Here is a 23102-nt window from a genome sequence, read left to right as displayed (position 1 = left end):
GATGCGCCCCTATCCTTGGGAGCGGCACCATTGTGCGGGATCGCTCGGGCGACCCTGCTGACGAATAGCGAAGTACAGCGCCGGAGTGTCCTGGCCACCACTGTTACCCACAGTGGAGATGGATTCACCGGCTTTTACAACATCACCTGCCGACTTGAGTAATGTCTGATTGTGGCCGTAAAGGCTCAAATAGCCATTGCCGTGGTCGAGAATCACCAGCAAACCGGCGCCCCGCAGCCAATCGGCAAACACCACACGCCCGCCATGAACGGCGTGGACCTGGCTGCCGGCGGAGGCGCTGATCATCACCCCATCCCACTTGGCGCGGGTGTCATCGCCACGGGTTTCCCCGAAGCGTGCCAGTAATCGACCATCAACTGGCCATGGAAGTTTGCCGCGGGCCGAAGCAAAAGGCCCACCGAACGACTCACCGGCGCTGGAAACCAGCGGGCCAGGCGCTGCATGCGCCGGTTTACGCGGTGCTGGCGCATCCGTAGTGGCGGCCAGCTCGGCCTCACGCTGGCGCTTTTTTTCGGCTTCCTGCTGGGCGATCAGCGCTTTCTGTCGCGCTTCTTCGGCCTCGCGTGCCTGGCGTGCCAGGGTTTCCTCGATGGTTTTAAGCACTTTGGCCAAGTCGGCCTGGTCCTGCTCGCGGGCCTGGAGCTTGGCGTCGCGGGCCTTCACATCCTCATTGAGTTTGGCCAGGGCCAGTTGGCGCTCCTTGCGAACCTTGTCCAGCTCGTCGCGCTGGGCGTTGAGGGCGCTTTTCTGGTCTTCCAGCTGCGACTGCTGGTTGGCGATCTCCTGTTCGACGTTGACCAACTGGCGCAGGGTTTCGTTGAAGCTTTTAAGTTGCTCCAGCCGGGCTTTGCTCAGGTAGTCGTAGTAGGTGAGGGTGCGCGCGAATTTCTCGGGGTTCTGCTGGTTGAGCAGCAGCTTGAGGTATTCCTGGCGGCCGTTCTGGTAGGCGGCACGGGCCTGGATCGCGATCAGGCGTTGCTGTTCAACGCGTGCGCTCTGGAGTTTTTTTTTCTCAGCGTCGAGTCGCTCCAGTTCCGACTCGCTCTTCTTTAATTCTTTTTGTAGCTCCTGGACCTGCTTCTCCAGCTTGCCCATCTCGGTTTCCGTACCGCGCAGGTCTTTCTGCACTCCGGATTTCTCTTCCTGGAGCTTGCCGAGCAGTTTCTTCAGCTCGGTAATGTCCTGACGCGTAGCGTCCAACTGTTGTTGGGTTTGTGCGCGCTCGTCGGCAAACGCCGGTTGGAGCAGGCAGACAAGAGCAAGGGTAATCAAGGCGCGAAGCATAGAGGCGGGCGACACCAGGGAAATGGACGGCCTAGTATGCCCGCCAAGCGCGGCAAAAAAAACGCCCAATTCGGGCTGTAGCGCAAGATAGGTGCCGAGTGGCAGTGGTATGGCAAAAAGACATGTTCCAAACACCGCAGATCCAATGTGGGAGGGGGCTTGCCCCCGATTGCAGTGTGTCAGCTCAATAGGTGCTGGCTGATCCACTGCTATCGGGGGCAAGCCCCCTCCCACACTGTTGCGCGGTGTGGTTGAAATCAAATCAGAATCGAAGTCCCGGTCATCTCCACCGGCTTCTCCAGCCCCATCAGCATCAGCATGGTCGGCGCCACATCCGCCAGCACGCCACCGCTACGCACCTTGAAATCACGCTTGCCGACGTAGATGAACGGCACCGGTTCGGTCGTGTGAGCAGTGTGGGCCTGGCCGGTGGATTCGTCGGACATCTGCTCGCAGTTGCCGTGATCGGCCGTGATCAGCGCTTCGCCGCCCACCTTTTCCAGGGCGTCGACGATACGGCCGACGCACAGGTCCAGGCATTCCACGGCCTTGGTCGCAGCTTCCAGGTTGCCGCTGTGGCCCACCATGTCGCCGTTGGCGTAGTTGACTACGATCACGTCGTAACGCTGGTGGTCGATGGCGTCGACGATCTTGTCGGTGACTTCCGGCGCGCTCATCTCCGGCTGCAGGTCGTAGGTGGCGACCTTTGGTGATGGGATCAGGATGCGCTCTTCACCCGGGAACGGCTCTTCGCGACCACCGGAGAAGAAGAAGGTTACGTGGGCGTATTTTTCGGTTTCGGCAATGCGTAGCTGGGTCTTGCCATTTTTTGCCAGGTAATCGCCCAGCACGTTGTCCAGGCTGCCCGGGGCAAAGGCGGCGGGGGCCGGGATGCTGGCGGCGTATTGGGTCAGGCCCACGTACTGCACTTTTGGCTGGCGGGCGCGCTCGAATTCCTTGAAGCCGTCTTCGACAAACACACGGCTGAGCTCACGGGCGCGGTCGGCGCGGAAGTTCATGAACACCACGGCGTCGCCGTCTTCGACCTTCACTGGCTCGCCGATGGTGGTGGCTTTGACAAACTCGTCGCTTTCGCCACGGGCGTAGGCGGCTTCCAGGCCTTCCTGGGCGGTGGCGGCGTTGAATTCGGCCTGGCCGTCGACGATCAGGTTGTAAGCCTGGGAGACGCGGTCCCAGCGGTTGTCACGGTCCATGGCGAAGTAACGGCCCACCAGGCTGGCGATGCGGCCCTTGCCGAGGGCGGCGAAGGTGGTGTCGAGCAGTTCGATGGACGATTGCGCGCTTTTCGGCGGGGTGTCGCGGCCGTCGAGGAAGGCATGCAGGTAGATCTTGTCGGCGCCGCGCTTGAAGGCCAGTTCGGCCATGGCGACCAGGTGGTCCTGGTGGCTGTGGACGCCGCCATCGGACAACAGGCCCATGAAGTGCACGGCCTTGCCGGCAGCCACTGCTTTATCGACCGCCGCGCAAATCGTCGGGTTCTCGAAGAACTCGCCATCGCGGATCGCTTTGGTCACGCGTGTGAAGTCTTGATACACCACTCGTCCGGCGCCGAGGTTCATGTGGCCGACTTCCGAGTTGCCCATCTGGCCGTCCGGCAGGCCCACGTCCATGCCCGAGCCGGAGATGAGGCCGTTGGGTACGGTGGCGGTCAGGCGGTCGAGGACAGGCTTGTTGGCCGCGTATACCGCGTTGTCGTGGTGGCTTTCACTGTGTCCGAAGCCATCGAGAATTATCAGGACCAAAGGTTTAGGCGTAGTAGTCATAGATCCTCTCGCGGCGGTAATAAAGGAAGACAATTGAAAAGGGAGTGGCAGTTTAAAGCGAAGTTCCGACCACGTCACCGCTTTACGGGGGTTGGCCCCCCCTGGCGGCTGTGTATACTTACCGCCATTTTAACGCCCTGGAACCTCCTTGATGGTTGATCACCTGATTGCATTTGCCACTGCCCACTACCTGCTCGTGGGTGCCTTCGTTATCCTGCTGGCGCTGCTGATCGCTCATGAATTGAGCCGCGGTGGCCGCAGCCTGAGCACGGCGGAGCTGACCGCGCTGGTCAACAAGGATGAGGCCGTTGTCGTGGACATTCGTCCGGCCAAGGATTTCGCCACCGGTCACATCGTCGGCGCCCTGAACATTCCTCAGGACAAGCTGATCGCGCGCCTGGCCGAGCTGGAAAAGCACAAGGCCAAGACCATCATCCTGGTCGACGCCCAAGGCCAGCACGCCGGCACCCACGCCCGCGAAATGCTCAAGACCGGTTTCACCGCCGCCAAGTTGTCCGGTGGCATCAGCAGCTGGCGCGCCGATAACCTGCCGCTGGTGAAGTGATATGAGCCAGGTTGTCGTGTATTCCAGCGATTGGTGCCCTTACTGCATGCGGGCCAAGGCCCTGCTTGAGAAGAAGGGTGTTGCCTTCGAAGAAATCAAGGTCGACGGCAAACCGCAAGTGCGCGCCGAAATGGCCCAGAAGGCGGGGCGCACGTCCGTGCCGCAGATCTGGATCGGCGCCAGGCACATCGGTGGCTGCGACGACCTGTTCGCCCTGGAGCGCGCCGGTAAACTGGATGCGCTGCTGCTCGTCTGACTCCTAAACCCTAAAAGACCTCAAGATCACAAGGATCTGCGATGACTGACCAACAGAACACCGAAGCTGCAGAAGCCCAAGCGCCACAGTTCTCGCTGCAGCGCATCTACGTGCGTGACCTGTCGTTCGAAGCGCCGAAAAGCCCGGCCATCTTCCGTCAGGAATGGACGCCAAGCGTTGCGCTGGACCTGAACACCCGCCAGAAGGCACTGGAAGGCGACTTCCACGAAGTCGTGCTGACCCTGTCCGTGACCGTCAAGAATGGCGAAGAAGTGGCCTTCATCGCTGAAGTGCAACAGGCCGGTATCTTCCTGATCCAGGGCCTGGACGAAGCGTCCATGAGTCACACCCTGGGCGCGTTCTGCCCGAACATCCTGTTCCCGTATGCCCGTGAGACCCTGGACAGCCTGGTCACCCGTGGCTCGTTCCCTGCGCTGATGCTGGCTCCGGTGAACTTCGATGCCCTGTACGCGCAAGAGCTGCAGCGCATGCAACAGGAAGGTTCGTCGACGGTTCAGTAATCTCGAACCCGGTGCAGGACCCCATGTGGGAGGGGGCTTGCCCCCGATAGCGGTGGATCAGTCACATAGATGTCGACTGACACTCCGTCATCGGGGGCAAGCCCCCTCCCACATTTGTTATGTGTGTTATTTGAAGCCGAGCTGGCGCCAGCCTTCGTAGACGGCGACGGCCACGGTGTTGGACAGGTTCAGGCTGCGGCAGCCCTCGCGCATCGGCAAACGCAGGCGATGGCCGTCGGGCAGGGCGTCGAGCACCTCGGCCGGCAGGCCCCGGCTTTCCGGGCCGAACAGGAACGCATCGCCCTCGGCAAAGCTGGCATCATGGAACGGCCGCGACCCCTTGGTGGTGAACGCGAACAGCCGTGGGTGGCCCAGGCTTTCCAGGCAACTGGCCAGGTCGGCGTGGCGTTTGAGCGTGGCGTACTCGTGGTAATCCAGCCCGGCACGGCGCAGGCGCTTGTCGTCCATGTCGAAGCCCAGCGGTTCGATCAAATGCAGGTGGCAGCCACTGTTGGCGCACAGCCTGATAACGTTGCCGGTATTCGGCGGAATTTCTGGTTGAAAAAGGATGACGTGAAACATGCACGGCTCCGAAGGCAAAGATGCGCTGCATTCTACCCTCGAAGAGGACCCGAGGCCGAAGCTTATGCCGAGGGTCATGGGCTCTTTGGCGATTGTCGGCATGATGGTCGGCCTGATGATCGGTCGCCTGACCACCCCGGAGCCGGTCGAACTGCAACAGGTCGAGACCGCGAGGGACGGCGTGGTGGTGTGGTTCAACGGCGAACCCAAGTTGCACGGCGAGCACGTCGACGGCACTGTGGCGCTGTTGTTCGACGCCCAGGGCAAGGCCGCGAGTGGACGGCTCAAGGTCAATGACAAGGACGTGAACTGGCGCATACGCAAGACCGATGGCGGCCTGCTGCTGAACCTGGTGGCGGCGCGACCGTTGCGTGGGGAGTGGAAGGGCGAGAAGGCCGATGGCCGTTGGCGGCTGGAGATCCATCTCCAGGAGGAATAAAAGAGGGAGTTCCCGGCCTGCCTGTACCAGGGCTCCCAAAACGGGGTGAAGCTTGCAAAGCTTCGGTGTTAAAGAGGGAATCCCCGGCCTGCCTGTACCGAGGTTCCCCAAAGCGGTGTGGAGCGCGACGCGATTCGCATCAAGCACCCCGGGTGTAAAGAGGGGATTCTCGGCCTGCCTGTACCAAGGTCCCCGAAACTGGGTAGTACCAGGGTTATTGCAGGGCGCGTGCCAAAATTCGCAATGTGTGCCAAAAAATTACGCCAGAAAGCGCAAAGCCCCGGAATACGGGGCTTTGGTGTTTTCGGCTCGAGGGTTCTATTGAGTGAGGCTCTGGCCTTCGCTACCAGATCCATGCTCGATGCCGGTTCATGGTGCATTGAAGCGGTGCACGGTGCTGGAACCTTGTAGAGGTCCAAATGTGGGAGGGGCAAGCCCCCTCCCACATTGGGTCTTGAGTGGATCCGAGATTCAGGTTTCATCACCCTCGTCATCATCCCCACCGTCGACCTTCATCCCCAGTTCCTTGATCTTGCGCGTCAGGGTATTGCGGCCCCAGCCCAGCAACACGGCGGCATCGCGACGGCGACCGGCGGTGTGTTTCAAGGCGGTCTCGATCATGATCCGCTCAAAGGCCGGCACAGCGCTGTCCAGCAGGCTCGACTGGCCGCGTGCCAGGGCCTGGTCGGCCCACTGGCGCAGCGCCTGCTCCCAGTTGGTTACCGGTGCAGAGTCTTGCGGCAGGCTCAGCAGCTCCGGTGGCAGGTCGCTGATATGCACTTCGCGCCCGGACGCCATCACGGTGATCCAGCGGCAGGTGTTCTCCAGCTGGCGCACGTTGCCCGGCCACGGCAGGTTCTTCAGGTACTCCTCGGTCTCGCTTTTCAGCAGTTTCGGCTCGACGGCCAGCTCCTGGGCGGCGCGGCTGAGGAAGTGACGGGCGAGGGTCGGGATGTCTTCGCGACGGTCCGACATGCGTGGAATGTGGATACGGATCACGTTGAGGCGATGGAACAAGTCCTCACGGAATTTGCCGGCGTGTACCAGGGTTTCCAGGTTCTGGTGGGTTGCCGCAATGATGCGTACGTCGACCTTGACCGGCGTGTGCCCGCCAACGCGATAGAACTCACCGTCAGCCAGTACCCGCAGCAGGCGGGTCTGGGTATCGGCCGGCATGTCGCCGATTTCATCGAGGAACAAGGTGCCGCCGTCAGCTTGTTCAAAACGCCCGCGCCGCAGGTTGGCTGCGCCGGTGAACGCGCCTTTTTCATGGCCGAACAGCTCGGATTCCATCAAGTCCTTGGGAATCGCCGCCATGTTCAGCGCGATGAACGGCGAGGCCGCCCGTGGGCTGTGGCGGTGCAGTGCATGAGCGACAAGCTCTTTACCGGTGCCGGATTCGCCGTTGATCAGCACGGTGATGTTGGAGTGGCTCAAGCGCCCGATGGCGCGAAACACTTCTTGCATCGCCGGCGCTTCGCCGATGATTTCCGGGGTGCGGGTCAGGGCCGGTGGGGCTTCCTGGTTCTGCTGTTCCTGGGCGTGCTGGTTGGCGCGCTTGACCAGTGCCACCGCCTCGTCCACGTCGAACGGCTTGGGCAGGTACTCAAAGGCACCGCCCTGGTAGGACGCGACAGCGCTGTCCAGGTCCGAGTGCGCGGTCATGATGATCACTGGCAGGCGCGGGTGCTGCTCGCGAATCCGCGCCAGCAAGTCCAGGCCACTGGCGCCGGGCATGCGGATGTCGGAGATGATCACATCGGGCTGCTGGCGCGCCAGGCGGCTCATCACCCCGTCGGCGCTGTCGAAGCTCTGGGTGGTCATGCCTTCCTGTTGCAAGGCTTTCTCGAGGACCCAGCGGATAGAACGGTCGTCATCGACGATCCAGACAGTTTCACTACGGCTCATGTCGATGGGGCTCCTTGTTCCAGAGGCAGAAAGATCGAGAACGTGGTGTGGCCGGGATGGCTTTCACATTCGATCAGACCCTGGTGCTGGCTGATGATGTTCTGGGTGATGGCCAGGCCCAGCCCGGTACCGTCCGGGCGGCCGCTGACCATGGGAAAGAAAATGGTTTCCTGGAGTTCCGCAGGAATACCCGGGCCGTTGTCGATGATTTCGACCTTGGTCACCAGGCGATGGCGCACGTGGCCGATGGTGAACTGGCGCAGGGCGCGGGTGCGCAGGCTGATGCGACCCAGGCGCAGCTCATTCTGGCTGCTGATGGCCTGCATGGCATTGCGCACGATGTTGAGCACTGCCTGGATCATCTGTTCGCGGTCGATCAATACGTCGGGAATGCTCGGATCGTAGTCACGCACCAGGGTGATGCAGCCCTGGCTTTCGGCTTCCACCAACTGGCAGACGCGCTCGAGCACTTCGTGCACGTTGGTCATCGCCAGTGACGGCAACTTGTTGGAGCCGAGCATGCGGTCCACCAGGTTACGCAGGCGATCGGCCTCCTCGATGATGACGTTGGTGTAGTCCTTGAGGTGTTCTTCCGGCAGCTCACGGGCCAGCAACTGCGCTGCGCCGCGAATGCCGCCCAGTGGGTTCTTGATCTCATGGGCCAGGCCGCGCACCAGCATCTTGCTGGTTTCCTGCTTGGACAGCTGCGCTTCCTCCTTGGTGATGCGCAGCAGGCGATCGCGCGGGTGTACTTCCAGCAGCAGCAACGTCGCGCCGTTGCTCAGGATGGGGGTCACGGCATAGTCGACGGTCAGCGTCTGGCCGGTGAGGGCGGTGAGCATCGCTTCGCGTTTGGTGAACGGGTGTGCCTGCTCCACCGCCTGGCGCAACGAACTCAGGGCTTCGGCCGACTCGGTGAACAATTCGCTGATGAACTGCCCATGGCTGCGCTGGCCGCTGATGGCCAGGAGCATCTCCGCCGCCGGATTCATGTACTCAAGACGCAAGTCGTCATTGAGCAGGATGGTCGCGGTGGTCAGGTTGTCGAGTAGCAAACGGTGCAGTGCATCGCTGATGGTCATCAGGACCTCTTTTGGAGCAAGGCGCGGGCTTGAGGCACACGCTGATACATGGAAAATGCAAAAACCAAACCAAGGCTCCGAAAAGAAGCGTGAAAGCCCTGAAATGGGTGTTTCAGGCGCGAAACTGTGGCGTTCTGCCAGCTTGCACGGGAAGTTTCGAACCAAAATGGGCTGGGCAAGTGGGAAGGGTGCAGCCTATCGCACCAATATAGTGCGGTTTTGTGAAGGTTGTTCAGGAAGTGGCGAGTGGATCGTTTTCAGGGCGCGGTGAAAACGATCCGGAGTGGGGGATGGATCAGTGTTGTTCGGAAAGTGGCATGCCCGGACGGCCCGCGTAAAAGACCAGCAGCTCGACCGGAGTGTTGCCGGTAATACCGCGATGCTCAATGCCTACCATCTCGGCAAGGGTTTGCCCTTGCCTCAAGGTGCGCGTCAGCCCGCTCTTACGGGTTTCAACGGTCAGCTCTCCCGAAACGATGTAGGCGGCATTTGGCATTGGGTGAGTGTGCCAGGGCAATTGCGTGTGCGCAGGGATCTTGAGGCGTATGAGCGTCAGTTGCGGCGGACCTGAGGGGTAGGCTTTGTAAGGTGTGCCATCCCATGACGCGCTGCGTTCAAGCAACACCTCTTTTTCGATGTGTACGGCGTTCTTTGGGTGGGTGCCGCAGCCAAGCAACGACAAACCCACCGCTGCTGCAATCCAGCACTTGAGGGTGATCATGGTTCCATCCTGTTCGATAAATGAACAGTCAGGCTATGGCTGCCGGCCTCGGTGAAGATGCAGGACGGGTCCTCAAATCAAGTAGGTCCAGTGCACAGTTCGGCCGTGGCGCGGATCATCGCCAGCTGACGCAACGGATCGTTCAGCGGCTCATGCACGGCTTCGGCCAGCCATTGTGGGCACTGTGGATCGGTGCGCTGCGGGGTGAAGTCAGCCAATTGCTGCAGCAGGCGTTTTTGCAATTCGTCCAACTGCGGGCGGATCTGTTTCACCAGGTCGGGGCGCGGATCGTCAGGTGCCTTGCCCTGGAATTGCCAGTCGGAGAGGTGGGTGTACTGCACCAGTTTGTTCGCCTCGATCTGCGCCGAGAAAAACTGCTCGACGGCGGCAGGCGCCAATTTGTAGCTCGGTGCCTGGGCGACGACGCTGGCGATCACTTCTTGTTCGCGCTTTTTGTCCTCTACCGGCTTGTGGCTGTCCCATTTGCTCAGGGCTACCTGGTCGGCGATCTCCAGGCGTTCGGCGATGCTGTTGAGCAGCGGCTCCAGGGTGGGCGGCGCGGCACTGGCACTGGCACTTGCGAACAACAGGGCGAACACAAGTCTATGTTTCAATGAAGATCTCCTTGTGGGAGGGGTAAGCCCCTTCCCACCTTTTTGATTGGGTTTGCAGGTCTACAGCAGCGTCAGTCAGAGGCTACCTTATAGTTACGCGAGAATCCGCCGGCCAGCTAAACCCCAGGCAAAAAAAAGACCTCCCGAAGGAGGTCTTTTTCGTCACGCCACGTTAAGCAGCGCTACCGGATCAGCAACTGTAGTACAGCTCGTATTCCAGTGGGTGTACGAAGGTGCGAACCTTGATTTCTTCTTCGCTTTTCAGCTCGATGTAGGCATCGATGAAGTCGTCGCTGAATACGCCGCCTTTGGTCAGGAACGCACGGCCCTTGTCCAGCTCTTCCAGGGCTTCTTTCAGGCTGCCGCACACTTGTGGGATCTCTTTGGCCTCTTCAGGCGGCAGGTCGTACAAGTTTTTGTCGGCGGCGTCGCCAGGGTGGATCTTGTTCTGGATACCGTCCAGACCGGCCATGACCAGTGCCGCGAAGGCCAGGTATGGGTTGGCTGCCGGGTCCGGGAAGCGCGCTTCGATACGGCGAGCACGTGGGCTGGACACGTAAGGAATACGGATCGAGGCGGAACGGTTGCGAGCGGAGTAGGCCAGCATTACCGGAGCTTCGAAACCTGGGACCAGACGCTTGTAGGAGTTGGTCGACGGGTTGGTGAAGCCGTTCAGGGCCTTACCGTGCTTGATGATGCCGCCGATGAAGTACAGGGCAGTGTCGGACAGGCCGGCGTAACCTTCGCCTGCGAAGGTGTTCTTGCCTTCTTTGGCGATGGACAGGTGAACGTGCATACCCGAACCGTTATCGCCGTACAGTGGCTTAGGCATGAAGGTCGCGGTACGGCCGTAGGCATCAGCCACGTTGTGTACGCAGTACTTCAGGGTCTGTACTTCGTCAGCCTTGGCGACCAGGGTGTTGAACTTCACACCGATTTCGTTCTGGCCGGCAGTGGCCACTTCGTGGTGGTGCACTTCGATGACCAGGCCCATTTCTTCCATGGCGTTGCACATGGAGGTACGGATTTCGTGGTCGTGGTCGAATGGCGGAACCGGGAAGTAGCCTCCCTTGACGCCTGGACGGTGGCCTTTGTTGCCGCCTTCCACGTCCTGGTCGGACATCCAGGAGCCTTGTTCGGAGAAGATCTTGAACATGGAGCCGGAAATGTCGGACTTGAACTTGACCGAATCAAAGATGAAGAATTCTGGCTCCGGGCCTACGAATACGGTGTCGCCGATACCGGTGGACTTCAGGTATTCCTCGGCACGCTTGGCGATCGCACGTGGGTCGCGGTCGTAGCCTTGCATGGTCGAAGGCTCGATCACGTCACAGACGATGATCAGGGTTGGGTCTTCGGTGAACGGGTCGAGAACAGCAGTGCTGTCGTCCGGCATCAGGATCATGTCGGAAGCTTCGATGCCTTTCCAGCCAGCGATGGAGGAACCGTCGAACATTTTGCCTTCTTCGAAGAAAGCATCATCCAGCGCGTCGCGAGCCGGCATGGTCACGTGGTGCTGAGTGCCTTTGGTGTCCGTGAAGCGCAGATCAATCCATTTAACGTCATGATCTTTGATGAGTTGAACCGACTTCGACATAGTGTCCTCCGGGTGGCTTCGGGCTGGGGTAGTGGAGTTAGCCCTTAGAATGTGGGTGATGCCGGCGCGGATACTCCGCCATGGCAACCTGCCTCACAAGAGAGCAAATTGCATGCCAGTGCGCCAACATGGGTTTTCTGTTCCAAAAACGCCCCTATAACGGTGCATTACGACAAAAGCCCGAAAATAGCGCACCTCAATGTAGCGCAAAGGCGTGCAGGTGCACCCATTTAGTGCGTTGCGCCTGCTGTGCATATTAACTGGTTAAACCTTGAGCGATTTCCGCTATAATCCGCGCCCCCCTTTTTCAGCAGGCCCGGCGCGCGCTGTTTCCATGAAATTAATCGTTAAAGTCTTCCCCGAGATCACCATCAAAAGCCGACCGGTACGGACGCGTTTCATCCGTCAGTTGGCCAAGAACATCCGTGCCGTGCTCCGCGATCTGGACCCGGCTGTGGTGGTGAACGGCGTGTGGGACAACCTCGAGCTGGAAACCCGTGTCACCGAGCCCAAAGCCTTGAAGGACATGACCGAGCGCCTGAGCTGCATGCCGGGGATCGCGCACTTCCTGCAGGTGGATGAGTACCCGCTGGGCGACTTCGACGACATCACCGAGAAGTGCAAACAGCACTACGGCGACTCGCTTACCGGCAAGATCTTTTCGGTGCGCTGCAAGCGTGCCGGCAAGCACAGCTTCAGCTCCATGGACGTCGAGAAATATGTCGGCAGCAAGCTGCGTCGCGAGTGCGGCGCTGCCGGAATTTCCCTGAAAGCACCGCAAATTGAAGTGCGCATGGAAATTCGCGACCAACGGTTGTTTGTGATCCACAGCCAGCACAACAGCATCGGCGGCTACCCGCTGGGCGCTCTGGAACAGACCCTGGTACTGATGTCCGGCGGTTTCGATTCCACGGTGGCGGCCTACCAGATCATGCGTCGCGGCCTCATGAGCCACTTCTGCTTCTTTAATCTGGGCGGGCGTGCACACGAATTGGGCGTGATGGAAGTTGCGCACTTTATCTGGAAGAAGTACGGCAGCTCCCAACGCGTGCTATTTGTGAGCGTGCCGTTCGAGGAAGTGCTGGGCGAAATTCTCGGCAAAGTCGATAACAGTCATATGGGCGTGGTATTGAAGCGTATGATGTTGCGCGCTGCCTCGCGGATCGCCGACCAGTTGCAGATCGACGCGCTGGTCACCGGTGAAGCGATCTCCCAGGTATCGAGCCAGACGCTGCCGAACTTGTCGATCATCGATTGTGTTACCGAGAAGCTGGTACTGCGCCCACTGATCGCCAGCCACAAGCAGGACATCATCGACCTGGCAGAGCAGATCGGCACCGCCGATTTTGCCAAGCACATGCCCGAGTACTGCGGGGTCATCTCGGTGAACCCCAAGACCCACGCCAAGCGTCACCGCGTGGAGCATGAAGAGAAAGAATTCGACATGGCGATTCTGGAGCGTGCGCTCGAGAACGCCAAACTGGTCCCGATCGATCGCGTCATCGACGAGCTGGGCCAGGACATCAAGATCGAAGAAGTCAGCGAAGCCCTGGCCGGCCAGATCGTCATCGACATCCGTCACCCGGATGCCGCTGAGGATGAGCCGCTGGAAATCGCCGGCATCGACGTACAAACGCTGCCGTTCTATGCATTGAACGCGCGTTTCAAGGAACTGGATAACAGCCGTCAGTACCTGCTGTATTGCGACAAAGGCGTGATGAGTCGCCTGCATGCCCACCATTTGCTCAGTGAGGGGCATGCCAATGTGCGCGTTTATCGACCGAGCTAAGAGCCCGGGGCTGTTTGCCTGTGGCCTGCGTCACCGGCCCCCCGACTCTGCCGTCAAGCTGTAACGGCAAGGCCTGACTCTACTGTTAATCGCTGCCACGACCTGTCAGCACACCGAATCCTCTGATCGAGATACACAAGTGATCGAAAATCTACGTAACATCGCCATCATTGCTCACGTTGACCATGGTAAAACCACCCTGGTAGACAAACTCCTGCGTCAGTCCGGCACCCTGGAGCGCAACGAGCTCAACGACGAGCGCGTGATGGACTCCAACGACCAGGAAAAAGAGCGCGGTATTACCATCCTGGCGAAAAACACCGCCATCAACTGGAACGGCTACCACATCAACATCGTGGACACCCCGGGCCACGCCGACTTCGGCGGCGAAGTAGAACGCGTAATGTCGATGGTGGACTCCGTTCTGCTGCTGGTTGACGCTCAAGACGGCCCTATGCCGCAAACCCGTTTCGTGACCAAGAAGGCCTTCGAAGCCGGCCTGCGTCCGATCGTGTGCATCAACAAGGTTGACCGTCCAGGCGCGCGTCCGGACTGGGTTCTGGACCAGATCTTCGACCTGTTCGACAACCTGGGTGCCACCGAAGAACAGCTGGACTTCAAAGTCGTCTACGCCTCGGCCCTGAACGGTATTGCCGGTCTGGACCACACCGACATGGCTGAAGACATGACCCCGCTGTACCAGTCGATCGTCGACAACGTACCTGCGCCGGCTGTTGACCGTGACGGTCCGTTCCAGATGCAGATCTCGGCACTGGACTACAACAGCTTCCTGGGTGTTATCGGCGTTGGCCGTATCGCCCGTGGTCGCGTCAAGCCGAACACTCCGGTTGTCGCTATCGGCGCCGACGGCAAGAAGCGCAACGGTCGTATCCTGAAGCTGATGGGCCACCACGGCCTGCACCGCATCGACGTTGAAGAAGCTGCAGCTGGCGACATCGTGTGCATCAGCGGTATGGACTCGCTGTTCATCTCCGATACCCTGTGCCACCCGGACGCGGTAGAAGCGATGAAGCCTCTGACCGTTGACGAGCCAACCGTTTCCATGACCTTCCAGGTAAACGACTCGCCTTTCTGCGGTAAAGAAGGCAAGTTCGTGACCTCCCGTAACATCAAGGAGCGTCTGGACAAAGAGCTGCTGTACAACGTTGCACTGCGCGTTGAAGAAGGCGACTCGGCTGACAAGTTCAAGGTTTCCGGCCGTGGTGAGCTGCACCTCTCGGTACTGATCGAAACCATGCGTCGCGAAGGCTTCGAAATGGGCGTTGGTCGTCCTGAAGTGATCATCCGTCAAGTTGACGGCGTGAAGCAGGAACCGTTCGAAAACGTCACCATCGACACCCCTGAAGAATCCCAGGGCAAGGTCATGGAAGAGATGGGCCTGCGTAAAGGCGACCTGACCAACATGGTGCCGGATGGCAAAGGCCGTGTGCGTCTGGAATACAACATCCCTGCTCGCGGTCTGATCGGTTTCCGTAACCAGTTCCTGACCCTGACCAACGGTGCTGGCATCCTGACCTCGATCTTCGATCGCTACGACACCATGAAGTCCGGCGACATGTCCGGCCGTCAGAACGGTGTTCTGGTCTCGGTAGAAACCGGCAAGGCACTGACCTACTCCCTGGAAACCCTCCAGGCGCGTGGCAAGCTGTTCGTTGAACACGGTCAAGAGATCTACAACGGTCAGATCGTCGGTCTGAACAGCCGTGACAACGACATGGGCGTCAACCCAACCAAAGGCAAGAAGCTCGACAACATGCGTGCTTCGGGTAAAGACGAAACCATCGCCCTGGTTCCACCTGTTCGCTTCACCCTGGAACAGGCCCTGGAATTCATCCAGGACGACGAGCTGTGTGAAGTCACGCCTAAGTCGATCCGCCTGCGTAAGAAGATCCTGGACGAAGGCGAGCGTACCCGCGCTGCCAAGAAGGCCAAGAACTGAGTTAACTCAGGCTGAATGAAAAACGCCCCCGGTCGAAAGGCCGGGGGCGTTTTTTTGCGCCTGCATTTTGTGGGGTGGCTTTACTGGCCTCATCGGGGGCAAGCCCCCTCCCACATTTTGAACTGTGAACACTTTCAAGTGTGGGAGGGGGCTTGCCCCCGATAGGGCCCTTGAAAGCCCCGCAAAACCCTGATCAGAACTTGTCGAGGGTCTTGAACGTGGTCTCGCGCACCACTTCCTTCGGCTTGTACGCGCAATATCCCGGACGCGGCCCGATCTTCGGGTGGTTGCGGCAGGTATCCGGGCGCTTGTCATAAATAGTGCAGAAGCGCGTCTTACGATCCAGGTACAGGCAATCGTTGTTGCTCATGCGCTGCAGGGTAAAAATCTCGGATTTGGAATTGAAGCGCTCGACGATGCCTTCCTTCTGCAGGCGCTTGGCGATGTTCTTCGGCGGGTCGCCACGCTCGAATTCATCGACGATGCCAATGCGGATCAGGTCCTTGATCTTCACTTCGACCGGCAGCGTGCAGCAGCTGGACACGCAACCACCGCACATATGCGCGGAATATTTCTGCCACGTTTCAAGACGGTCGAGTTCCGCGGCGGCGATCAATTGAGGCTTCATCAGGGTTCCAAAAGGTGGGGCTGTATCCGGGCGCGCGATCATACCGGGATTGGTGATTTTTTGAACAATATTTTCTGGGTTTCAGCTCAAAGGCAGATCGGGCACGACCCCTGCATCTAATTCACACAACGGTGAATGCGTTAAAAAACTGCCGAACCAGCGCGTCTACCGCCTGTCAGACCGTCTAGGCTCTAGCAACTCCTTCTATCTCGCCCGAGGTCGCAATTGATGTCTCAGGAACCACTTGCACGAGAAGCAGAGGTAGCCGCATTCCGCGATGCCGTCTTGACCAAACTCACCTACGCGGTGGGCAAGGACCCGGATCACGCCTTCGACCACGACTGGTTCGAAGCCATTGCCCTGGCCGCCCGCGATCAGATGGTCGACCACTGGATGGACCATACGCGGCGTATCTACCGCAAAGGCCAGAAGCGTGTTTATTACCTTTCCCTGGAATTCCTCATCGGCCGCCTGCTCTACGACAGTCTGAGCAACCTTGGCGTGCTGGAGATTGCGCGCGAAGCGTTGTCCGAGCTGGGTGTCGACCTGGAGCGCATTCGCCTGCTGGAGCCTGACGCGGCGCTCGGCAACGGTGGCTTGGGCCGCCTGGCTGCGTGCTTCATGGAAAGCATGTCGACCCTGGGCATTGCCGGCCATGGTTATGGCATTCGTTATGAGCACGGCTTATTCCGCCAGGCGATTGTCGATGGCTGGCAGCAGGAGCAGACCGAGCGTTGGCTGGATTTCGGCAACCCGTGGGAGTTCGAGCGGGCCGAAGTGATTTACCCGATCGGCTTTGGCGGCAGCGTCGAAACCCTGGCGGATGCCTCCGGCAAGATGATTCAGGTGTGGTCGCCCAACGAAACCGTCCGGGCCGTGGCCTACGACACTCCGGTGGTCGGCTGGCGTGGCGCCAGCGTCAACACCCTGCGCCTGTGGCGCGCCCGTGCGGTGGAAGACTTGCACCTGGAGCGCTTCAACGCCGGTGACCACTTGGGCGCTGTCGCCGAAGTGGCCCGGGCTGAAAGCATCTCCCGCGTACTTTACCCAGCCGACAGCACCGAAGCGGGGCAGGAACTGCGCCTGCGTCAGGAATACTTCTTTGTCTCCGCTTCATTGCAGGACCTGCTGCGCCGTCACAAGAACATGCACGGCTCGGTGCTGAGCCTGGGCGAACACGCGGCGATCCAGCTCAACGACACGCACCCGTCCATTGCCGTGGCCGAGTTGATGCGGCAGTTGGTGGATTTGCACGATATTCCGTGGGAAGCAGCTTGGGACGTCACCGTTGAAACCCTTTCCTACACCAACCACACGCTGTTGCCCGAAGCCTTGGAAACCTGGCCTGTGGGCCTGATGGAACGCATGCTGCCCCGGCACATGCAGATCATCTACCTGATCAACGCCCAGCACATCGATTCGCTGCGCGCCAAAGGTATCCACGATTTCGATGTGCTGCGCGCCGTCTCACTGATCGAAGAAGACAACGGCCGCCGTGTGCGCATGGGTAACCTGGCGTTCCTCGGTTCCCACAGTGTCAACGGCGTGTCCGGCCTGCACACGCAACTGATGCGCAGCACCGTGTTCTCCGAACTGCACAAGCTGTACCCGGAGCGCATCAACAACAAGACCAACGGCATTACCTTCCGCCGCTGGTTGTACCAGGCCAACCCCAAGCTCACGTCCATGCTGGTGGAGGCGCTCGGTCCGGACATTCTCGACAAGCCCGAAGAGCGACTGCTGGAGCTTGAACCCTTTGCCGAGAAACAGACATTCCGCAAGACGTTTGCCGAGCAACGTTTACACAGTAAGCGTGCACTGGCCGACATCATCCACGAGCGCCTGGGCATTGCAGTGAACCCGGCGGCGATGTTCGACGTGCAGGTCAAGCGTATCCACGAGTACAAGCGCCAACTGCTCAACCTGCTGCACACCGTGGCGCTGTACCAGGCGATCCGTGCCGAACCGGGCACCGACTGGGTGCCGCGCGTGAAGATCTTCGCGGGCAAGGCGGCGGCCAGTTACCACCAGGCCAAGTTAATCATCAAGCTGACCAACGACATCGCGCGCACCGTCAACAACGACCCGACCGTGCGCGGCCTGCTCAAGGTGGTGTTCCTGCCTAACTACAACGTCAGCCTGGCGGAAAGCATCATTCCGGCGGCGGACTTGTCGGAGCAGATCTCTACCGCCGGCTTCGAAGCCTCGGGCACCAGCAACATGAAGTTCGGCCTCAATGGTGCGCTGACCATCGGCACCATGGACGGCGCCAACGTTGAAATGCATGAGCGCGTGGGGGCCGAGCACATGTTTATCTTTGGCCTCAGCGCGCAGCAAGTGGAAGCCCGCAAACACGCCGGGGAGTTCAACGCCGGGCCGGACATCGCCGCCTCCCATCGGTTGAACGATGTGCTGCAAGCGATCCGCGGCGGGGTGTTCTCGCCGGATGATCCGGGCCGCTACGTGGGGTTGATCGATGGGTTGATCGACTACGATCGATTCCTTGTGTGCGCCGACTTCGATTCGTACTGGGACGCCCAGGCGCGGGTCGAGGCGCATTGGCATGATTCCAAGGCGTGGTGGCGTTCGGCGGTGCTGAATACGGCGCGCATGGGCTGGTTCAGCTCGGACCGGACGATCAGGGAGTACGCGACCGAGATCTGGAAAGCCCTCGACTAAACATCGCTGATCCAAAAATGTGGGAGGGGGCTTGCCCCCGATAGCAGCCTGTCAGTTTGCAGATATGTCGACTGGTGCACCGCTATCGGGCGCAAGCTCCCTCCCACATTGGTTCTGCCTCGATATACTGGGCGCCGGTTTGCCTAGGGAATATCGACCATGCAATGGATTTTCATGCTGATTGGCCTGGTGCTCGGCTGGACGCTCGATGAGTCGTTCAGCGATGCGGGCATCGGTGCGCTGTTGGGGCTGGGCATTGGCCAGGCGATCCGCCTGGCGAAGCTGTCCTCCCAGGTGGACCAACAGGCGCGTCAGTTGGAAACCACGCAGAAGTCGCTGATAGCGCTGGGTGAGCGCCTGCGGCAACTGGAAGTGCCTGCGCCTGCAACCAGCAGCGTGTTTGTCGAGCCCGCCGTTGCAGAACCCACCCCCGTCGCCCAAACGCCTGAGCTGGTCTGGGAGCTGCCTGCCGAGCTGACACCTGTGACCATGGTCGCCGAAGCGAGCCAGCCGCTGCCGGATGATGTGTGGGCACCGGCTGCGTCGTCGTCCCCTAAAGAACCTGCCATCCCGCGTGGCCCCAACCTTATCGAGCGTGCCCTCAACGGTGCACGCAATTGGCTGTTTGGCGGCAACACGGTGCTGCGCGTCGGGGTGGTGCTGCTCTTTCTCGGCCTGGCGTTCCTGCTGCGCTACGCCACCGAAGGCATGGTGGTGCCGATCGAGCTGCGTTATGCCGGTGTGGCTGCGGCTGCGGTGGGCCTGCTGGGCCTGGGCTGGTGGCTGCGGCTGCGCAACAGCAACTACGGGTTGATGCTGCAGGGCGCGGGCATTGCGGTGTTGTACCTCACGGTGTTTGCGGCGATGCGTGTGCATCTGCTGATCGATCCCGGCGCGGCAATGGGGTTGCTGGTCGCCGTCACGGTATTTTCAGCGATCCTGGCGATCACCCAGGATGCCCTCGGCCTCGCCTGTGCGGCGGCTTTGGGCGGTTTTGCGGCACCGATCCTGGTATCGACCGGCGCCGGAAGCCATGTGGCGTTGTTCAGTTACTTTGCGTTGCTCAATGCCGGCATTCTCGCGATTGCCTGGTTCAAGGCCTGGCGCCTGCTGAATGTGATCGGCTTTATGGGCACCTTCGGGATCGGTTTCGCCTGGGGTATGCGTTCCTACACGCCGGAGCTGTTGTGGAGCACCGAGCCGTTCCTGCTCCTGTTTTTCGCGATGTACCTGGCAATCGGCCTGTTGTATGCCTGGCGCAAGTTGCTGGAGATGGGCGAGGGCGACAGCCTGGGTACGCAATTGCGCAAGGGCGACTATGTCGACGGCACCTTGTTGTTCGGCCCGCCGCTGGTGGGCTTTGGCTTGCAGTTCGCGCTGGTGCAACACCTTGAGTTCGCCGCTGCGTTCAGTGCGCTGGGCCTGGGCATTATTTACATGGTCTTGGCCCGTGTATTCAGTGGTGGGCGCGCCGGGCTCCTGACGGAAACCTGTCTGGCCCTGGGGGTGATCTTCGCCAGCCTGGCCATTCCCTTGGGCCTCGATGCACGCTGGACCGCTGCGGCGTGGGCTGTCGAAGGCGCCGGGATCTTCTGGCTCGGCCTACGCCAGCATCGCCCCGTGGCGCGGGCGTTCGCCTTGCTGTTGCAACTGGGTTCGTTGCTCGCCTTCCTCAGCGAACTGCGCGATGGCCAGGACACCTTGCTGCAGGGCCCTCCATTAGGGGCATTGTTGCTGGGCGCTGCACTGTTGTTCAGTTTTTACCAACTACACAAAGCCGCGCCGGAGCAGAGCCGGCGTTGGGAACGTCTCGGCGCTCCAGGGCTCGCCATACTCGGCCTGGGTTGCGCCTACCTGCTGGCGCCGCTGTTGTTTTCAACCCAAGGCAGCATCGTCAGTTGGGCAGTTGCGGGCCTTGCGACCCTATGGGTGGGCCAGCGTATCGGCTCGCCGGTGGTAGTGCGCTGTGGCATTGCTGTGCAAGTCCTTTCGGGCGCGCTGTTTGCCCTCGACCCCGTGAGCAATGCCTGGACGCCGATGATCATTGCCTTGGCGGCAATGCCCGGCGCCTGGCGCTTGCCCCGTGGCCGTTTGTCCTCAGCTCTGCTGGCCTGGGGTGTGGCGTGGTGGGCGCTGGCGGTGATCATTGAAGTGTGGCGCTTGGCGCCTGTACCTTTGCACGCTGCACTGTTGCTGCTGGCGGCTGCGCTGAGCGGGGTGATCTGGACGTTACTGGCGCTGCGTTTGCGCTGGGTGGCGTTGGGTCTCGCCAGCACGTTGCTGATGCCTGCGGCGGGCCTGGTGTTGTGGGACGCATGGACCGAGTATTACCACCCAGCCGCGCAGTTCGGCTGGCTGGCCTGGCTGGCGGTGTTCGGGGTGCATTTCATCTCGCTGCGACGTTTGGCGGCACTGGTGCCTGGAAAGGTCTTAAGCGCGGCTCATGTACTGGGCTGCTGGATGCTGATCGGCGTACTGGCACTGGAACTGCGCTACGGCTTGCTGATGCTCTCGAGCGAATACAACGCCTGGCGCTGGCTGGGCTGGGCGATCCTGCCAAGCCTGTACCTGGTGCTGGCCGCCGCGCCGCGCAGCTGGCCGTGGCCTGTTTCCGCGTACCCAAGGGAATACCGCGTGCTCGCCGCATTGCCGCTGGCGGTGCTGATGCTCGGTTGGTTCTGGCTGGCGAACATCTTCAGTGACGGCACTGCCAAGCCGCTGCCCTATCTGCCCATGCTCAATCCGCTGGACCTGGGCCTGCTGTTCGCGTTGCTGGGCATTTACCTGTGGTCGCGCAGCGCCGCGCCGCAGCGGGGGCCGCGTGTCGAGTCGATCGCCCAAGGTGTCGCGGGGCTTTCGCTGTTCGCCTTCTTTACCGCGCTGGTGATGCGCACGGCCCACCATTGGGGCGGCGTGCCGTTTCAATGGGATGCGTTGCTGGAGTCGATGCTGGTACAGGCCGGCCTGTCGATTGTCTGGACCCTGATCGCCCTCGGCCTGATGATCGGCGGCCACCTGCGCCATCGTCGTGAAGTGTGGCTGATCGGCGCGGCGCTGATTGCGGTGGTGGTGGCCAAGCTGTTCTTCGTCGAATTGAGTAACCGCGGCGGCCTGGCGCGGATCGTGTCGTTTATCGGCGTGGGCGGGTTGTTGCTGGTGGTGGGCTATTTTGCACCGTTGCCGCCCAAACGTATTGAAACTGAGGGAGCGTCTTCTTGATAGGCAAGCTGAGTCTGAGTGGGTTAACGATATGGACGCTGTGCTCGGTGGCGTTTGCTCAAGAGCGGCCGGCTGATTTCGCCACCCAGGTGCCGCTCGCCGTGAGCGGCACTGGCCCCTGGTATCGCCTGGACTTGCCGTTGGCGGTTCAACTGAATGCACGCCAGGCCGATCTCAGCGATGTGCGAGTGTTCAACGCCGCCGGTGAACCCCAGGCCTATGCGCTGTCTCGCCAGTCCGTGCAACGCTCCGAGAGTCGCAACGTCACTGACGTGAAGTGGTTCCCGCTGTACGCCGCCGACACTCAAACAGCGTTGCCCGACGTGGTGATGAAGGCCTCTACCACAGGCACCTTGGTGGAAATCACCCCATCCACTGCACCCAAACCCGGCAAGCAAGTACTGCGCGGCTGGGTGTTGGACGCCAGCGCGATCAAGGCGCCCTTGCAGCAATTGACCCTGGACTGGAGCCGCGAACAGGAGGGCTTCCAGCGTTTCAGCATCGAGGCCAGTGATGACTTGCAGCACTGGGACGCCTGGGGCGATGGGCAGGTGGCGCGCTTGTCGTTTGCCGACGAACGGGTCGAGCAACATGACGTGAACTTGCCCGGGCAATCGGCGCGCTACCTGCGTCTGGTCTGGCAGGGCCAGGCGGCGCCGCTGCTGACCTCGGCCAAACTGGTGAGCGCTACCCGCAGCAGCGTGCCGCTGCCGTTGGTATGGTCGCAGCCGCTCACGGGTACGCGGCTTGGCGCCGGGGAATACAGTTGGCAGTTGTCGGCGGGGGTGAGCATCGAACGCTTGCGCGTCGAGTTGAAGCAACCCAACACGCTGGCGCCCGTGACGTTATCCGGTCGAAGGGACAGCAAGCAGGCATGGCAGCCGTTGAGCAATGGTCTGTTGTATCGCCTGACCCAGAATGGCCAGGACGTGGTGCAGGATGAACTGCAACTGCCGGGGCAAACGGTGGCCGAGCTCAAATTGCAGGTAGATGAGCGCGGTGGTGGTCTGGGCGTCGAGGCGCCGGCGCTGCGCTTTGCAGTGCGTGCCACGCAGTTGGTGTTCCTGGCGCGGGGGGAGCCACCGTTTACGCTGGCATTGGGCAATGCGTCCGCCAAGGCCGCGAGCTTGCCGCTGTCGACCTTGATCCCGGACTACAAACCCGAGCGCTTCGAGACGCTGGGGCAGGCCAAGGTCGTCGGGGAAGTCGCGGTCACACCGGTTGCGATGGTAGCCGCTGCCGATCCCGGGACGAACTGGAAAAAGCTTGGGCTCTGGGCCGTACTGCTGCTCGGCGTGGCGGCACTGGGCGCCATGGCCTACAGTTTGCTGCGCAAGCCGCCGGCGGCACGTTAAATAAAGTCCATGAACTCTATTGGGTTTAAATCCTCTGATAGGAGGAAATACGCCCCGACTCGCGTTAAACTGCGCGGGTTTTCAAGCCCCCCATTCTC

The 23102-nt window shown here is 60.7% G+C and carries 18 protein-coding genes; 9 read left to right on the top strand and 9 right to left on the bottom strand.

Going from position 1 to position 23102, the window contains the following annotated elements; all coding sequences use genetic code 11:
* Positions 1-9: 9 nt before the first annotated feature.
* Positions 10-1305, bottom strand: a complete 1296-nt coding sequence (locus tag BMX59_RS11695; RefSeq protein ID WP_092246283.1) for a murein hydrolase activator EnvC family protein — start codon at positions 1303-1305, stop codon at positions 10-12.
* 257 nt (positions 1306-1562) lie between these two features.
* Entirely contained in the window at positions 1563-3089 is a 1527-nt protein-coding gene (gene gpmI, locus BMX59_RS11690) for a 2,3-bisphosphoglycerate-independent phosphoglycerate mutase (RefSeq protein WP_071492418.1), read from the bottom strand.
* Positions 3090-3240: 151 nt separating this feature from the next.
* On the opposite strand from gpmI, the gene BMX59_RS11685 reads away from it, so the two are divergent.
* Genes BMX59_RS11685 through secB form a run of 3 tightly spaced genes read left to right on the top strand, consistent with a single transcriptional unit; the run spans position 3241 to position 4431 of the window.
* Positions 3241-3654, top strand: coding sequence for a rhodanese-like domain-containing protein (locus BMX59_RS11685; RefSeq protein ID WP_010213877.1), 414 nt, complete (start codon positions 3241-3243; stop codon positions 3652-3654).
* Position 3655: 1 nt separating this feature from the next.
* Positions 3656-3910, top strand: a complete 255-nt coding sequence (grxC, locus tag BMX59_RS11680; RefSeq protein WP_033896917.1) for a glutaredoxin 3 — start codon at positions 3656-3658, stop codon at positions 3908-3910.
* A gap of 41 nt (positions 3911-3951) precedes the next feature.
* A complete protein-coding gene (gene secB, locus BMX59_RS11675) occupies positions 3952-4431 on the top strand; it encodes a protein-export chaperone SecB (RefSeq protein ID WP_010213875.1) in 480 nt (159 codons plus the stop codon).
* Positions 4432-4557: 126 nt separating this feature from the next.
* Here the strand turns inward: secB and BMX59_RS11670 are convergent, their stop codons facing one another.
* Complete coding sequence (locus tag BMX59_RS11670; protein ID WP_003171120.1) at positions 4558-5013, bottom strand: tRNA (cytidine(34)-2'-O)-methyltransferase; 456 nt, start codon at positions 5011-5013, stop codon at positions 4558-4560.
* On the opposite strand from BMX59_RS11670, the gene BMX59_RS11665 reads away from it, so the two are divergent.
* A complete protein-coding gene (locus tag BMX59_RS11665) occupies positions 5012-5452 on the top strand; it encodes a hypothetical protein (protein ID WP_093121454.1) in 441 nt (146 codons plus the stop codon). The two genes, BMX59_RS11670 and BMX59_RS11665, sit on opposite strands and share 2 nt — an antisense overlap.
* Positions 5453-5923: 471 nt before the next feature.
* On the opposite strand, the gene ntrC is transcribed toward BMX59_RS11665, so the two are convergent.
* From ntrC to glnA, 5 genes are all read right to left on the bottom strand, one after another.
* Positions 5924-7360: a nitrogen regulation protein NR(I) gene (gene ntrC / locus BMX59_RS11655; RefSeq protein WP_058423720.1), complete on the bottom strand. Its 1437-nt coding sequence runs from the start codon at positions 7358-7360 to the stop codon at positions 5924-5926.
* Entirely contained in the window at positions 7357-8442 is a 1086-nt protein-coding gene (gene glnL / locus BMX59_RS11650) for a nitrogen regulation protein NR(II) (RefSeq protein WP_056860661.1), read from the bottom strand. Before glnL ends, ntrC begins: the two co-directional genes overlap by 4 nt.
* A gap of 295 nt (positions 8443-8737) precedes the next feature.
* A complete protein-coding gene (locus BMX59_RS11645; RefSeq protein ID WP_092246286.1) occupies positions 8738-9163 on the bottom strand; it encodes a cupin domain-containing protein in 426 nt (141 codons plus the stop codon).
* Between the two features lie 77 nt (positions 9164-9240).
* Positions 9241-9777, bottom strand: coding sequence for a chorismate mutase (locus BMX59_RS11640; protein ID WP_093121447.1), 537 nt, complete (start codon positions 9775-9777; stop codon positions 9241-9243).
* Between the two features lie 190 nt (positions 9778-9967).
* A complete protein-coding gene (glnA, locus tag BMX59_RS11635) occupies positions 9968-11374 on the bottom strand; it encodes a glutamate--ammonia ligase (RefSeq protein WP_017529544.1) in 1407 nt (468 codons plus the stop codon).
* Positions 11375-11708: 334 nt separating this feature from the next.
* Here glnA and thiI point away from each other — a divergent pair, with 334 nt between their 5' ends.
* Both thiI and typA read left to right on the top strand, forming a co-directional pair.
* Positions 11709-13163, top strand: a complete 1455-nt coding sequence (gene thiI, locus BMX59_RS11625) for a tRNA uracil 4-sulfurtransferase ThiI (protein WP_071492415.1) — start codon at positions 11709-11711, stop codon at positions 13161-13163.
* A gap of 139 nt (positions 13164-13302) precedes the next feature.
* On the top strand, positions 13303-15123 hold the full coding sequence (gene typA / locus BMX59_RS11620; RefSeq protein WP_058423717.1) for a translational GTPase TypA: 1821 nt from the start codon (positions 13303-13305) through the stop codon (positions 15121-15123).
* A 193-nt stretch (positions 15124-15316) separates the two neighbouring features.
* Here the strand turns inward: typA and BMX59_RS11615 are convergent, their stop codons facing one another.
* On the bottom strand, positions 15317-15751 hold the full coding sequence (locus BMX59_RS11615) for a YkgJ family cysteine cluster protein (RefSeq protein ID WP_012721764.1): 435 nt from the start codon (positions 15749-15751) through the stop codon (positions 15317-15319).
* A gap of 228 nt (positions 15752-15979) precedes the next feature.
* Here BMX59_RS11615 and BMX59_RS11610 point away from each other — a divergent pair, with 228 nt between their 5' ends.
* From BMX59_RS11610 to BMX59_RS11600, 3 genes are all read left to right on the top strand, one after another.
* Positions 15980-18430: a glycogen/starch/alpha-glucan phosphorylase gene (locus BMX59_RS11610; protein WP_071492413.1), complete on the top strand. Its 2451-nt coding sequence runs from the start codon at positions 15980-15982 to the stop codon at positions 18428-18430.
* A gap of 159 nt (positions 18431-18589) precedes the next feature.
* Entirely contained in the window at positions 18590-21649 is a 3060-nt protein-coding gene (locus tag BMX59_RS11605) for a DUF2339 domain-containing protein (RefSeq protein WP_093121437.1), read from the top strand.
* Positions 21649-23004, top strand: a complete 1356-nt coding sequence (locus BMX59_RS11600) for a DUF3999 domain-containing protein (protein ID WP_092246673.1) — start codon at positions 21649-21651, stop codon at positions 23002-23004. The genes BMX59_RS11605 and BMX59_RS11600 overlap by 1 nt, the downstream gene beginning before the upstream one ends.
* Positions 23005-23102 lie beyond the last annotated feature (98 nt).

Source organism: Pseudomonas sp. NFR09, from assembly GCF_900111535.1.
Lineage (GTDB): Bacteria > Pseudomonadota > Gammaproteobacteria > Pseudomonadales > Pseudomonadaceae > Aquipseudomonas > Aquipseudomonas extremorientalis.
Note: the sequence above shows the minus strand (reverse complement) of the source record. Positions and strands in the feature narration are given on the sequence as shown.